This window comes from Citrobacter sp. CK180, from assembly GCF_030333655.1.
In the GTDB taxonomy this organism is placed as follows: domain Bacteria; phylum Pseudomonadota; class Gammaproteobacteria; order Enterobacterales; family Enterobacteriaceae; genus Citrobacter_B; species Citrobacter_B koseri.
In genome coordinates this window covers 243,894-257,724 of the sequence record NZ_JAOWFM010000055.1, presented here as the reverse complement: position 1 = coordinate 257,724, position 13,831 = coordinate 243,894, and the positions used below count along the sequence as shown (strand labels likewise).

Here is a 13,831-nt window from a genome sequence, read left to right as displayed (position 1 = left end):
CGATAAAGGAGTGGTCACGATGTATATCGGGATAGATCTGGGCACGTCCGGTGTGAAAGCCATCCTGCTGAATGAGCAGGGAGACGTGCTGGCCTCGCAGACGGAGAAACTGTCCGTCTCTCGCCCGCATCCATTATGGTCGGAGCAGGATCCCGAACAGTGGTGGCTGGCGACGGATCGCGCCGTAAAAGCGCTGGGGCGAGAGCATTCATTGCGTGATGTAAAGGCGCTGGGGATTGCCGGGCAGATGCACGGCGCCACATTGCTTGATAAACACCAGAAGGTGCTACGCCCGGCGATTTTATGGAATGACGGACGCTGTGGTGAAGAGTGCGCGCTGCTTGAGCAGCAGGTTCCGCAGTCTCGCGCCATTACCGGCAATCTGATGATGCCCGGCTTTACCGCGCCAAAACTGCTGTGGGTTCAGCGCCATGAGCCGGATATCTTCCGCCAGGTTGCAAAGGTGCTGCTGCCTAAAGATTACCTGCGTCTGCGTATGACGGGGGATTTTGCCAGCGATATGTCGGACGCGGCGGGAACGATGTGGCTGGATGTCGCAGCGCGCGACTGGAGCGACACCATGCTCAACGCTTGTCAGCTAACCCGTGAACACATGCCCGCTTTGTACGAAGGCAGCGACATCACCGGTACGGTGTTGCCTGAGGTGGCGCACTCCTGGGGGATGCCTGCGGTGCCTGTTGTTGCAGGGGGCGGAGATAACGCGGCGGGCGCGGTGGGCGTGGGGATGATCAATGCGGGTCAGGCCATGCTGTCGCTGGGAACATCAGGCGTCTATTTTGCGGTGAGCGACGGTTTTCTCAGTAAACCAGAAAGTGCGGTACACAGTTTTTGCCACGCGCTGCCCGAACGCTGGCATTTGATGTCCGTCATGCTGAGCGCGGCATCCTGCCTGGACTGGGCGGCAAAATTGACCGGTCAGGCGTCTGTTCCTGCGCTGATTGACGCGGCATGCCAGGCGGATGATAACGCGGATGCCGTCTGGTTCCTGCCTTATCTTTCCGGCGAACGCACGCCGCATAATAATCCGCAGGCGAAGGGCGTATTCTTTGGCCTTACGCATCAGCATGGCCCCGCAGAGCTGGCGCGGGCGGTGCTGGAAGGCGTCGGTTATGCGCTGGCGGATGGCATGGATGTTGTGCATGCCTGTGGCGTGAAACCCGGCAGCGTGACGCTGATCGGCGGCGGGGCGCGCAGTGAATACTGGCGACAAATGCTGGCGGATATCAGCGGGCTACAGCTTGATTACCGTACCGGCGGAGATGTAGGCCCGGCATTGGGTGCCGCGCGTCTGGCGCAAATTGCGATGAATAAAGAGCAACCATTATCTGATTTATTACCGCAGCTTCCGCTGGAGCAAGCGCATTTCCCTGATGCTGAACGCCATGCGCGTTACCTTGAACGTCGCGAAACGTTCCGCCGCATTTATCAGCAGTTATTATCACTCATGTCTTAATCCGCTATTCCTTCCGGCAGTGGCCGGAAGGAATTCTTATTTCATATTGATTGCCTCGATATATATCGAAATCAATATGTGTGTTTTCTGATTTTCACGTTATTGTCCGGTTATCGTCTTTTCCATTCTTATTTCTTGTCTTAATGTGAATCGGCAAAGCATAAGGAGAGTGATATGGACGATAAGGTTGCGCGCAGGAAGCGTCTGGTCGGTTTAATCATGCTGGCGGGCGGTGCGCTGGTCTATCTGACAGGGCTGTGGCCTGCTTGCCACTCGTTGAGCGATAAGGGCTATTTTTTTGCGATAATGGTGATGAGTGGTTTTCCCCTGTTAATACGCCAGGAGCCGACGGGAAATGAGCGTCTGCTCACCCGGTGCAAATATCTGTTACTTCTCGCCGCAGGTATGCTTTTTGTCGGTCTATGGAATATTGATTTACCGGCCGCCGTCAAAGTGATGTGCCTTCTGGGGCTGGGCGTGAGTCTGTTGGGTACGGATATGTACGCCACGTATTCTGATGACGAATAAGGGCCGGTCAACTGACCAGCCTGCGCGTATCAATCTTCTGTAGCAATATCGACAGCAGCAAACTTCCGGCCAGGGTGAGGGTAAAAATCCATACGATATCCAGCGGCGGCCAGCGTTTAAACTCCACGCCATTCGTCCGTAGCGCATGGATTATCAGCGCGTGAAACCCGTAAATACCGAGTGAGTGGCGGGAAATCAGCGCCAGCCCGGGAACCGTGCGCGTATTCAGGGTATTTTTGACCAGCGTGAGCAGCGACGCGGCGCAAATAAACACCATTGGGCCGCAATAGACGTACCAGGTATCGGCAAAATTTCCGCGCCAGTTGAGTTCATGTAGCGTTCCGCGAGAAATAATCAATACCGCCGTAATGAAAAGCGCGGCGCTTATCCAGGTCAGCGAACGTTTTTGTGTCTCCATCATGCCAATCGCCCGACCCAGCATGCCATAGAGGATGTAGTAAAACGTGTCGCCGGTGATATACAGGTTAACGGGGAGCCACTCAAATCCGCCGATTTTTTGCGACACGGTATTGGGGTTGGCGACAACGCCAATGACGATCATCAGCACCAACAGCATTTTGCCGCTGATGTTTTTAACCTGTATTAACGGCGATACCAGGTAGATCACCGCGATCGCGAAGAAAAACCACAGGTGGTAGAACACCGGTTTTTGCAGCAGGTTTTTCAGCGATAGCTCTGCGTTAATCGACGTAAAAAGGGTGATATATACCAGCGCGACGGCGCTATAGAACAGCAGGCAGAGCGCAATGCGCAGGAAATGTCGCGGCTGGGCGCTACGTTCGCCAAAAAAGAGATAGCCCGAGATCATAAAAAACAGCGGTACGCTGACGCGTGAGGCGGAGTTCAGGACATTGGCAAAATCCCAGCTAAACGGATTGATGCTTTGCGCATTGGTGACGTACCAGGTGGTGGCGTGGATCATCACGACCATTAAACAGGCGATCCCTCGCAAATTATCAATCCAGTATATTTTGGGTTGCATCAGTTCCTCTGCTTCCGTTTTAAATAGGGTCTGACTTGTTTATTGGCGCGGTATCTCACTGGAATATTCTGAGTTTTTACGCTAAAGCTTGTGATGGCTCAGCGAGATTCGCAAAATGCGCCTGTCTTTTGGGCTAAACCCTAACCTTAATAATAATAAGAGCGACCGGCAAATAAGGCGGTAATAAAAATGATGATGAAGTCTGTTTTTCCGGCGCTGTTAACCCTCCTGCTGGTGGGATGCGCGACGACGGCGCAGCCGGTTCAGAAGGCGCAGAAGGTCAACGTGAACCCGGAACGCTCACTGGATATGGAAGCATTGTGCAAAGCGCAGGCGGCGCGGCGTTATAACACCGGCACGCAGAAAATTGATGTGACCGGTTTTGAGCAATACCAGGGTAGCTATGAGATGCGCGGCAATACTTTCCGCAAAGAGAGTTTTGTTTGCTCTTTTGACGCAGAAGGGCAGTTTTTACATCTTTCCATGCGCTAAGTTCCCCCTTTTTCCCGTTTCGTACTGTATATCTTGCGGTCAGCGGGTATACTGATCCCTTCCTTTAAATCCACACGTATCCAGCACGAAATAATATGCAAAAGTTTGATACCAGGACCTTCCAGGGCTTGATCCTGACCTTACAGGATTACTGGGCTCGCCAGGGCTGCACCATTGTTCAACCATTGGACATGGAAGTCGGCGCGGGGACTTCTCACCCAATGACCTGTCTGCGCGCGCTGGGGCCAGAGCCGATGGCGGCTGCCTATGTGCAGCCTTCTCGTCGTCCGACCGATGGTCGCTATGGCGAAAACCCGAACCGTTTACAGCACTACTATCAGTTCCAGGTGGTAATTAAGCCATCGCCGGATAACATCCAGGAGCTGTATCTCGGTTCTCTGAAAGAGCTGGGGATGGACCCGACTATCCACGATATCCGTTTCGTGGAAGATAACTGGGAAAACCCGACGCTGGGCGCCTGGGGTCTGGGTTGGGAAGTGTGGCTGAACGGCATGGAAGTGACTCAGTTCACCTACTTCCAGCAGGTTGGCGGTCTGGAGTGTAAGCCGGTTACCGGTGAGATCACCTACGGCCTGGAACGTCTGGCTATGTACATTCAGGGCGTAGACAGCGTTTACGACCTGGTCTGGAGCGACGGCCCGCTGGGTAAAACCACCTATGGCGACGTGTTCCATCAGAACGAAGTGGAGCAATCCACCTACAACTTCGAATACGCCGATGTGGATTTCCTGTTCACCTGTTTCGAACAGTATGAGAAAGAAGCACAGCAACTGCTGGCGCTGGAAAACCCGCTGCCGCTGCCTGCTTACGAGCGTATTCTGAAAGCCGCCCATAGCTTTAACCTGCTGGATGCGCGTAAAGCCATCTCCGTTACCGAGCGTCAGCGCTACATCCTGCGCATTCGCACCCTGACCAAAGCAGTGGCAGAAGCTTACTACGCTTCCCGTGAAGCCCTTGGCTTCCCGATGTGCAACAAAGACAAATAAGAGGCGGCCATGTCTGAGAAAACTTTTCTGGTGGAAATCGGCACTGAAGAGCTGCCACCAAAAGCCCTGCGCAGCCTGGCGGAGTCCTTTGCTGCGAACGTTACTGCGGAGCTGGATAACGCTGGCCTCGCACACGGCAACGTAGAGTGGTTCGCCGCACCGCGCCGTCTGGCGCTGAAAGTGGCGAATCTTGCTGCTTCTCAACCCGATCGCGAAGTTGAAAAACGCGGCCCGGCGATTGCCCAGGCGTTTGACGCGGAAGGCAAACCGAGCAAAGCGGCGGAAGGCTGGGCGCGTGGTTGCGGCATTACCGTGGACCAGGCTGAACGTCTGACCACTGACAAAGGCGAATGGCTGCTGTATCGCGCGCATGTGAAAGGCGAAAGCGCAGAAGCGCTGCTGCCGAACATGATTGCCACCTCTCTGGCGAAACTGCCGATTCCGAAACTGATGCGCTGGGGCGCGTCTGACGTTCACTTCGTGCGTCCGGTACACACCGTAACGCTGCTGCTGGGCGACAAGCTCATTCCGGCAACGATTCTGGGTATCCAGTCCGATCGCGTCATTCGCGGCCATCGTTTTATGGGCGAGCCGGAAATCACCATCGACACTGCTGACCAGTATCCGCAAATCCTGCTGGAGCGCGGTAAAGTTGTTGCTGATTACGAAGCGCGTAAAGCGAAAATCAAAGCCGATGCAGAAGAAGCGGCGCGTCAGATTGGCGGTAACGCTGACCTGAGCGAGAGCCTGCTGGAAGAGGTCACTTCGCTGGTGGAATGGCCGGTGGTGCTGACGGCGAAATTCGAAGAGAAATTCCTCGCGGTGCCGTCTGAAGCGCTGGTTTACACCATGAAGGGCGACCAGAAATACTTCCCGGTTTACGCCGCAGACGGCAAACTGCTGCCGAACTTTATCTTCGTGGCGAACATCGAATCTAAAGATCCGCAGCAAATCATCTCCGGTAACGAGAAGGTGGTGCGTCCGCGTCTGGCAGATGCCGAGTTCTTCTTCAATACCGACCGTAAAAAACGTCTGGAAGATAACCTGCCGCGTCTGCAAACCGTGCTGTTCCAGCAACAGTTGGGTACGCTGCGCGACAAGACCGACCGTATTCAGGCGCTGGCGGGCTGGATTGCTGAACAAATTGGCGCGGATGTCAACCACGCTACCCGTGCGGGCCTGCTGTCGAAATGTGACCTGATGACCAACATGGTCTTTGAGTTCACCGACACGCAGGGCGTCATGGGGATGCACTACGCGCGCCATGACGGCGAAGCGGAAGATGTAGCTGTCGCGCTGAACGAGCAGTATCAGCCGCGCTTTGCTGGTGACGATCTGCCGTCTAACCCGGTTGCCTGCGCGCTGGCGATTGCCGACAAGATGGACACGCTGGCGGGTATCTTCGGTATCGGTCAGCATCCGAAAGGCGATAAAGACCCGTTCGCGCTGCGTCGTGCCGCGCTGGGCGTGCTGCGTATCATCGTTGAGAAGAACCTGAATCTGGATCTGCAAACGCTGACCGAAGAAGCGGCGCGTCTGTACGGCGACAAGCTGACCAACGCGAATGTGGTTGATGACGTTATCGACTTTATGCTCGGTCGTTTCCGCGCCTGGTATCAGGATGAAGGTTACACCGTGGACACCATTCAGGCGGTTCTGGCGCGTCGTCCGACCCGTCCGGCGGATTTCGATGCCCGTATGAAGGCCGTGTCGCACTTCCGCACGCTGGAAGAAGCCTCCGCGCTGGCGGCGGCGAACAAACGTGTGTCCAACATTCTGGCGAAGTCCGACGAAGTGCTGAACGATCGTGTCAATGCGGCAACGTTGAAGGAACCAGAGGAAATTGCTTTGGCTCTGCAAGTTGTGGTTCTGCGTGACAAACTTGAACCCGTGTTTGCTGAAGGTCGTTACCAGGAAGCGTTAGTCGAACTGGCTGAACTGCGTGAACCGGTCGATACGTTCTTTGAAAAAGTGATGGTGATGGTTGATGACAAAGATCTGCGCATCAACCGCCTCTCTATGCTGGCGAAACTGCGTGAGCTGTTCCTGCAAGTAGCGGATATTTCCCTGTTGCAGTAAGTTCGTCGCAATAAAAAAAACCTGCCATCTGGCAGGTTTTTTTATGGGGAAAAAGGTAAAAAAAATCCCCGCCGATTGGCAGGGATCTTCAATTCTGAGCTTATAAAGCTAAGATTACAGGCTGGTTACGTTACCAGCTGCCGGGCCTTTAGCGCCGCTTTCGATGGTGAAGGAAACTTTCTGACCTTCATCCAGGGATTTGTAACCGTCGTTCTGGATAGCAGAGAAGTGTACGAACACGTCTTTGGAGCCATCGTCAGGAGTGATGAAGCCGAAGCCTTTATCAGCGTTGAACCATTTTACGATACCAGTCATTTTACCGGACATAGTGTATTACCTTTTAAAAAATAAGTGTGCCTTTCGGCGATATGGCGTGCTTTACAGATTTTTTAAGCGTTAAGGAAATGCGCACTACGAGGGGTATCAACGGATAACTCTTGAAGGGGACTGCCTTACTAAACTGCTTTAATGGTCTGTACGTCAAACCGTTGGACGCATTAACTCATGTAACGCTTGTGGATGCAACTTTTATTTTACTTCTTTCGGGTAAGTCTGTCGGGAAACGGCCCCTTAACAGGACCGTTAAACGAAAAAATCAGGCAATAATCTATTTCATCAACTGCTTACTTAAACCTGGGTTGGCCTGGATCAGGCGCATCAGATTTAACTCGGTACTCGACGGTTTTACCCGTCTGGATTCCCATTCCTGCACCGTGGCAACGGTTACGCCCATCGCCCGGGCAAAATCATCTGTTTTTAGCCCGGTTCCTCTTCGTAACTGTTCAAACTCTGTAAAAGGGTTGGGCTTGTTTGTCAGGATAATCGTCTGCGATACATCTTTAAAAACAATTTGTTCCAGACTGCTCAGCAGTTCAAACATAGGATCTTTGTATTCCATTGAGAACTCCTATAAATCACACAGCGGGATCGTGAATTTCATCGAAGCTCATTAAGAATAGTCGGGAAACGTGAAGCCGGTTGGAAGCGGCAAAGAAGTGGATTCGTTTCAGCGCATTCCGGTCAGGATCGCGCGTTGGCTAAGGATCTGAAAAAGGCCGACATATCGGATCGACGGCGCGCAATTGTAAAGATAACAAAAATTTTATCACGTAAAAAAGCTGGCCGTTTCTTCGTATAATATTCCACGGCAAGATTACGCAGAAAGGGTATCTTGCAAGGCTGTCCTGGACTATCCTTGTCAGCGTCAGGCACGCGGCATCGTTGTGCGCATTTTTGGGTGAAAGGAGTATTAAAATGGCGACAGGTAAGTCCTGCTCTCGCTGGTTTGCGCCTGTTATGGCGTTATTAATGGTAGTTAGCCTGAGCGGGTGTTTTGATAAAGAAGGTGATCAGCGTAAAGCGTTTATTGATTTCCTGCAGAATACTGCGATGCGTAGCGGGGAGCGTCTGCCGACGTTGACCGCCGATCAGAAAAAACAATTTGGTCCGTTCGTGTCTGATTATGCGATTCTGTATGGCTATTCGCAGCAGGTGAATCAGGCGATGGATTCCGGTCTGCGTCCGGTTGTGGATAGCGTCAATGCAATCCGCGTTCCTCAGGACTATGTCACTCAGCGCGAGCCGCTGCGTCAGGCAAATGGTTCTCTGGGCGTGCTGGGCCAGCAGTTGCAGAATGCGAAATTGCAGGCAGATGCCGCGCACAGCGCGCTGAAACAGTCCGACGACCTGAAACCGGTCTTTGATCAGGTTTACAGTAAAGTGGTGACGGCGCCTTCGGAGGCGTTACAGCCGCTGATTCCGGCTGCGCAAATTTTCACGCAGCAACTGGTGCAGGTCGGCGACTTTGTGGCGCAGCAGGATACGCAGGTGAGCTTTGTCGCGAACGGCATTCAGTTCCCAACGTCACAGCAGGCCAGCCAGTACAACACGCTGATTGGGCCGCTGGCGTCTCAGCACCAGGCATTTAATCAGGCCTGGACCACTGCGGTAAACGCGATCCAGTAACGCTGTTTATGCCCGATGGCGCTGGCGTCGATCGGGCATACGGTTAAGCAACGTTGTAGGCCGGGCAGGGCAACGCCGCCGCCCGGCCATTTATTATCCTGCGACCTGCGGGTTCACGCAGTTCTTCTCCACCTTGCCTTGTAACGCATCAATTAAGTTATCCACCGCGCAGGCGGCCATGTTGTAGCGCGTCTCATGGGTGGCGGAGCCGATGTGCGGCAGCGCCACAACGTTCGGCAGCGACAGCAGCGGCGAATCGACCGGCAGCGGTTCTTGTTCAAACACATCCAGACCCGCCGCATGAATTTCACCGCTTTGCAGGGCGGCAATCAGCGCGTTTTCATCCACGACCGGGCCGCGCCCTGCGTTAATGAAAATGGCGGAGGACTTCATTTTGGCAAACTGCGCCGCGCCAAACAGGTGATGCGTCTCTTCCGTCAGCGGCAGGATCAGGCAGACAAAATCCGCCGTTTGTAACAGGGTGTCCAGATCGCAGTACCGGGCGTTGAAGCGTTCTTCCGCCTCAGGATGATGGCGGCGGGCGTTGTAGAGAATCGGCATGTTAAAGCCGAAGTGGGCGCGTTGCGCCAGCGCAAGACCAATGCGCCCCATCCCGACAATCCCCAGCGTTTTGTGGTGTACATCAGTGCCAAACCAGTCTGGCCCGATGCTTTTTGTCCATTCCCCCACTTTGACGCGTTCGGCCACTTCCACCACGCGGCGGGCGGTACTCAGCACCAGCGCCATTACCGTATCCGCAACGGTTTCCGTCAGCACGGTCGGCGTGTGCATCAGCAATACGCTGCGCGCGTTGAGGGCAGCCACATCAAAATTGTCATAACCCACGGAGACGGTCGATGCCGCGCGTAGTTTCGGCATCTTCTCCAGCAGTGCGCTATTGACGGTTTCGCTGGAGCCCAACAAACCTTCCGCGCTGGCGAAAGCCTGGGCGTGTTGTTCTACCGTTTCCGGGCGAAGATTTGGCACCTGCGTGACGGTGAAATGCTCTTCCAGGCGATGCAGTAAATCGTCAGGTAACGCTTTGTAGAGAATAATGGACGGCTTCATGCGGATCTCCGTGAGTTAAGGTTTAAGCGTGGCGTGCGCCAATCGGTAATTGCTGATTGTTAGCAGGCTTAACAATTAAAGTTAGCCATACTGAGGCGAAAAGCGCCACCCCCATAAAAATGTACGAGGCGGCCGGGCTGCCGGTTGCGCCGTTGAGATAGCCGACGAACCATGAACCAAAGAAAGAGCCCAGCGCGCCCATACTGTTGATCAGCGCCATTGCGCCGCCCGCGACGTTACGCGGCAGCATTTCAGGAATAATGGCGAAGAACGGGCCATAAGGGGCATACATCGCCGCACCGGCGATAACCAGCAGGGTATAAGAGAGCCAGAAGTTGTTCGCACCAACGGCCCATGAGCCGATAAAGGCAAAGGCGGCAATCAACAGCAGCGGCCAGACGAACAGTTTACGGTTTTGCAGTTTATCGGATGCCCAGGAGACCACGATCATCGCGATCGTCGCCGCCAGGTACGGCACTGAAGAGAGCCAGCCGACTTCCACCATACCCATATTCGCGCTGCCGCTACGGATGATGGACGGCAGCCACAGAACAAACCCGTACACTCCGATACTCCAGGTGAAATACTGCATGCACAGCAGGATGACGTTGCGTGAGCGGAATGCCTCGCTGTAATTGCGTACCGCTTTGATGCCCTGCTGCTCTTTTTCCAACTGCGCCTGAAGCGCGGCTTTTTCTGACTCCGTCAGCCATCCAGCTTGTGACGGTTTGTCTTTCACCAGCACCCACCAGAAGAACGCCCAGATGATGGCGGGGAAACCTTCAATAATGAACATTTCACGCCAGCCGAGCGCCTGAATCAGGTAGCCTGAAACTACGGACATCCACAGCACCGTCACCGGGTTGCCGAGAATCAGGAACGTATTGGCGCGCGAACGCTCTGACTTCGTGAACCAGTTGCTGATGTAAATCAGCATGGCGGGCATAACGGCCGCTTCCACGACGCCGAGAATAAAGCGGATGGCGGCAAGCATTGGGATATTACTCACCATCCCGGTCAGCGATGCGCATGCTCCCCATAAAATCAGGCAGATGAAGATCAGCTTACGTACGCTGCGACGCTCGGCGTACACCGCGCCTGGGATCTGGAAGAAGAAATAACCGAGGAAGAACAGGGCGCCCAGCAGGGAGGAGATCCCTTTCGTGATGCCGAGGTCTTCGTTAATCCCCGCTGCGGAAGCGAAGCTGAAGTTTGCGCGATCCAGGTACGCCAGGCTGTACGTGATGAACACGATAGGCATGATGTACCACCAGCGTTTTGCTGCATTTGTTGAGCTTGTCATAGGCCTGCCTCTGTCACTATGCCGCCGCTGTATGTAGGGTACAGGGGGCTGTTATCATTGCGTGAAGTTATTCGCCTAACGCTTCACGAGTGGGTAATCCTTCGCTGTCGCCCTGAACCTGAATCGCCAGCGCGCCAATTTTATTGCCTCGCGTCACTGCCTGATGCAGCGTGCGGCCTTCCAGCAGGGCGCTGATCACGCCCACGGCAAAGCCATCGCCCGCACCAACCGTATCGACCACGTTGTCCACTTTCACCGGTGCGACGCAGCCTTGCTCGCCCTCAGCGGTTTTGTACCAGGCGCCATCCGCGCCGGTTTTCAGCACCACCGCTTTCACGCCGTGGCGCAGATAAAAATCGGCAATGCCCTCAGGCGTTTGCTGTCCGGTTAATATCATTCCCTCTTTCAGACCGGGCAGCACCCAGTCGGCCTGGAAGGCGAGGCGGTTAAGTTTTTCCACCATTTCGGCTTCGCTTTTCCACAGCACCGGGCGCAGATTCGGATCGAATGAAATCGTTTTGCCCTGCGCTTTCATGGTGCGGGCGGTATGCGCCAGCAGTTCATAAGAGCTGGCGGAAAGCGCCGCCGCAACGCCGCTTAAGTGCAGATGACGCGCGCCGGAGAAGTACGCATCGTGGTAATCGTCCACGGAAAGGTGGCTTGCAGCAGAACCTTTACGGAAATATTCCACAATGGGATCGGTTCCATTTTCGACTTTAGATTTAAGCTGAAAGCCGGTTGCGTAACGTCCGTCCAGCGTGACGCCCTGCGCATCAATCCCTTCTTTTTCAAGCGACTTAAGGACAAAACGGCCAAAGCTGTCATCACCGACGCGGCTTACCCAGCCGACGTTTAACCCCAGGCGCGCCAGGCCGGTCGCTACGTTAAGTTCGGCCCCGGCGACGCGTTTGATAAACGCGTCTACGTCCGCGAGATCGCCCGTTTGCGTGGCGACGAACATCGCCATTGCTTCACCAATCGTGATGACATCCAGAGAATTTTTCATGCGTTACTCCTCACGTAACAAATCGACGTAGCGACGAGTCACCGCCGTCAAATCTTGCCCTTCCAGTGGGAACTCAATACCGCGCGGTACATCAACAGGCAGCGCGTTCAGCAGCGCCAGCCAGCGGGGATCGGCGTCATCCGGCGCAACGGCGCGGAAACTGTCGTGATGGGGCGTGGCGGCTTTAACGTGGATATAGCCGACGGCGGGCGCCAGGTAGCGTGCGGCGTCTTCCGGCGAGTCGCCTACCCACAGCCAGTTCCCCATATCAAACGTCAGTCTGATGGGCAGGTTCTGTACCTGACAGGCGGCATTGAAGCGTTGCATCGGGCGCAATTTCCCGCAGGCGGTTTGATCATTTTCCACCACCAGCGCCATGCCGCTGCTCTCCAGCCAGTCACGCAGGGTGTCGAGCTGATCCTGGCGTTCAAAATGACCCAGCGACACTTTCAGCCACAGCGCTTGCAGCGTACGGGCTTCCTGTAACAGGTCGGGAAGGTGGGGGTTGAGGCTGCCATCCTCCAGGAACAGCGGTTCCGGCGCGGAATAGCAGGCCAGCAGGCCGAAAATGTCAATGGCGGCCGCCAGCAGCGGGAGCGCGTTAAGCTCGGCGTCAGTGAACATTTCACGGCGAATCTCGACGCCATCCGCCCCCGCTCCGGCAATGATGGGCAGCATCGCGGTTTGCCCGCCTGCGGCACGCACCTGGTCGTAGCCATAGGCGGCGGTGACCACCATAATTTTTCTTTGCATGGGAACTCCAAATCTATCGCTCTTGCTATTACGCTAGATGGAACCGGTTCCAAAGAAAAGTGCAGTGTGTCGAAATTATGATCACCATCACGAAGGAAAATTAGCGGGCGGTGGAGCCGCGAACGATCAGCTCGCCGGAGAAAACCTGCTCGTGAATCGCGTCGCTGCCCCCTTCAATGCGGCGTACAACCTGCTCGACAGCGGCAAAACCAATTTGCCAGGTCGGCTGTTTCAGCGTGGTGATGCCGACGCCTGCCAGCTCTGCCCATTCCAGTTCGTCAAAACCGAGCAGGCCGATGTCGCTGCCCCAGTTAAGACCAATGCGTTTGAGCGAACGGGCGACCTGCAATGTGAGCGCGCCGTTAGCGGAGATCACGGCTTTGCGCATCCCCCGGTGCTGCTGGTGAAACTGGCGCAGGGTGTTATCCAGTTGCGTATTTTCCGCCAGCGGCACCTCGGCGTTTTCCGCCACCACGCCAGGGTAACGCGCCAGCGTCGCACGAAATGCGTTCAGGCGCTCGCGGCGGGTATTGACCATACCGAGCGGTTCGCTGAGAAACAGGATCGCCTCGAACCCTTGCTCAATGAGATGTTCGGTGGCGGTTGTTGCCGCCTGGGTGTTATCCAGACCGACGACATCGCAGGCGAAATCAGGGATTTTACGGTCAATCAGAACCATCGGCAGCGCCGACTGTTGCAGGCGGTTCAGCCCCTCCTCGCGCATCCCGACGGCGTTCACCACGATGCCTTCCACCTGGTAGCTGCGCAGCAGATCCAGATAGTGCAGTTCCTGATCCACCTCATTGTTGGTGTTACAGACCAGAGGAGTGAACCCTTTCTCGCGGCAGGCGGCTTCAATGCCGCTCAACACGTTAACGGAATAGGGGTTGGTAATATCGGCGATGATCAGGCCAATCAGACGGGTACGGCCGCGTTTCAGGCCTCTGGCCATCAGGCTTGGGCGATAATCGAGTTCGGCAATGGCTTTTTCAATGCGCGCCAGCAGGGCCTCGGACAGCAAATGCTTCTCACCGTTGAGGTAGCGTGAAATGCTGGTTTTTCCGGTTTTAGCGGCTTTCGCCACATCGCTGATGGTTGCCCGTGTTGATTTGCTCATCGCTGATTTCCCTGAATTTGGTGACAACACCTTAAC

The 13,831-nt window shown here is 55.1% G+C and carries 14 protein-coding genes; 6 read left to right on the top strand and 8 right to left on the bottom strand.

The annotated features are described in order from the left end of the window. The first annotated feature begins 19 nt into the window (after positions 1 to 19). Complete coding sequence (gene xylB / locus OGV50_RS20035; protein WP_200075901.1) at positions 20 to 1,474, top strand: xylulokinase; 1,455 nt, start codon at positions 20 to 22, stop codon at positions 1,472 to 1,474. A gap of 174 nt (positions 1,475 to 1,648) precedes the next feature. Beyond that, positions 1,649 to 2,002 (top strand): YiaA/YiaB family inner membrane protein, encoded by a 354-nt coding sequence (locus tag OGV50_RS20030; RefSeq protein ID WP_071259248.1) that lies wholly within the window; start codon positions 1,649 to 1,651, stop codon positions 2,000 to 2,002. A 7-nt stretch (positions 2,003 to 2,009) separates the two neighbouring features. Here OGV50_RS20030 and OGV50_RS20025 read toward each other — a convergent pair whose 3' ends face one another. Further along, on the bottom strand, positions 2,010 to 3,005 hold the full coding sequence (locus tag OGV50_RS20025; RefSeq protein ID WP_047460352.1) for an acyltransferase: 996 nt from the start codon (positions 3,003 to 3,005) through the stop codon (positions 2,010 to 2,012). Between the two features lie 189 nt (positions 3,006 to 3,194). On the opposite strand from OGV50_RS20025, the gene OGV50_RS20020 reads away from it, so the two are divergent. The 3 genes from OGV50_RS20020 to glyS all read left to right on the top strand — a co-directional run bounded on the left by OGV50_RS20020 (position 3,195) and on the right by glyS (position 6,583). After that, positions 3,195 to 3,497 (top strand): YsaB family lipoprotein, encoded by a 303-nt coding sequence (locus tag OGV50_RS20020; protein WP_012135698.1) that lies wholly within the window; start codon positions 3,195 to 3,197, stop codon positions 3,495 to 3,497. 95 nt (positions 3,498 to 3,592) lie between these two features. Then, positions 3,593 to 4,504, top strand: coding sequence for a glycine--tRNA ligase subunit alpha (gene glyQ, locus OGV50_RS20015; protein ID WP_001168544.1), 912 nt, complete (start codon positions 3,593 to 3,595; stop codon positions 4,502 to 4,504). A 9-nt stretch (positions 4,505 to 4,513) separates the two neighbouring features. Beyond that, a complete protein-coding gene (gene glyS / locus OGV50_RS20010) occupies positions 4,514 to 6,583 on the top strand; it encodes a glycine--tRNA ligase subunit beta (RefSeq protein ID WP_058668264.1) in 2,070 nt (689 codons plus the stop codon). Between the two features lie 114 nt (positions 6,584 to 6,697). Here glyS and cspE read toward each other — a convergent pair whose 3' ends face one another. Further along, positions 6,698 to 6,910, bottom strand: a complete 213-nt coding sequence (cspE, locus tag OGV50_RS20005) for a transcription antiterminator/RNA stability regulator CspE (protein WP_000014594.1) — start codon at positions 6,908 to 6,910, stop codon at positions 6,698 to 6,700. 280 nt (positions 6,911 to 7,190) lie between these two features. After that, entirely contained in the window at positions 7,191 to 7,481 is a 291-nt protein-coding gene (locus OGV50_RS20000) for an HTH-type transcriptional regulator (protein ID WP_012135694.1), read from the bottom strand. 356 nt (positions 7,482 to 7,837) lie between these two features. Here OGV50_RS20000 and OGV50_RS19995 point away from each other — a divergent pair, with 356 nt between their 5' ends. Further along, positions 7,838 to 8,548 carry a DUF3053 domain-containing protein gene (locus OGV50_RS19995; RefSeq protein WP_024131051.1) on the top strand — a complete coding sequence of 237 codons (711 nt, stop codon included), beginning with the start codon at positions 7,838 to 7,840 and terminating at the stop codon, positions 8,546 to 8,548. A 93-nt stretch (positions 8,549 to 8,641) separates the two neighbouring features. Here OGV50_RS19995 and ghrB read toward each other — a convergent pair whose 3' ends face one another. From ghrB to OGV50_RS19970, 5 genes are all read right to left on the bottom strand, one after another. After that, positions 8,642 to 9,616, bottom strand: a complete 975-nt coding sequence (gene ghrB, locus OGV50_RS19990) for a glyoxylate/hydroxypyruvate reductase GhrB (protein ID WP_047460360.1) — start codon at positions 9,614 to 9,616, stop codon at positions 8,642 to 8,644. Between the two features lie 22 nt (positions 9,617 to 9,638). After that, positions 9,639 to 10,919 (bottom strand): MFS transporter, encoded by a 1,281-nt coding sequence (locus OGV50_RS19985; RefSeq protein WP_049008241.1) that lies wholly within the window; start codon positions 10,917 to 10,919, stop codon positions 9,639 to 9,641. Between the two features lie 67 nt (positions 10,920 to 10,986). Beyond that, entirely contained in the window at positions 10,987 to 11,925 is a 939-nt protein-coding gene (locus OGV50_RS19980; protein ID WP_012135690.1) for a sugar kinase, read from the bottom strand. Between the two features lie 3 nt (positions 11,926 to 11,928). Further along, positions 11,929 to 12,678, bottom strand: a complete 750-nt coding sequence (locus tag OGV50_RS19975) for a sugar phosphate isomerase/epimerase family protein (protein ID WP_047460363.1) — start codon at positions 12,676 to 12,678, stop codon at positions 11,929 to 11,931. A gap of 100 nt (positions 12,679 to 12,778) precedes the next feature. Further along, positions 12,779 to 13,795, bottom strand: coding sequence for a LacI family DNA-binding transcriptional regulator (locus tag OGV50_RS19970; protein ID WP_047463855.1), 1,017 nt, complete (start codon positions 13,793 to 13,795; stop codon positions 12,779 to 12,781). Positions 13,796 to 13,831: the final 36 nt, after the last annotated feature.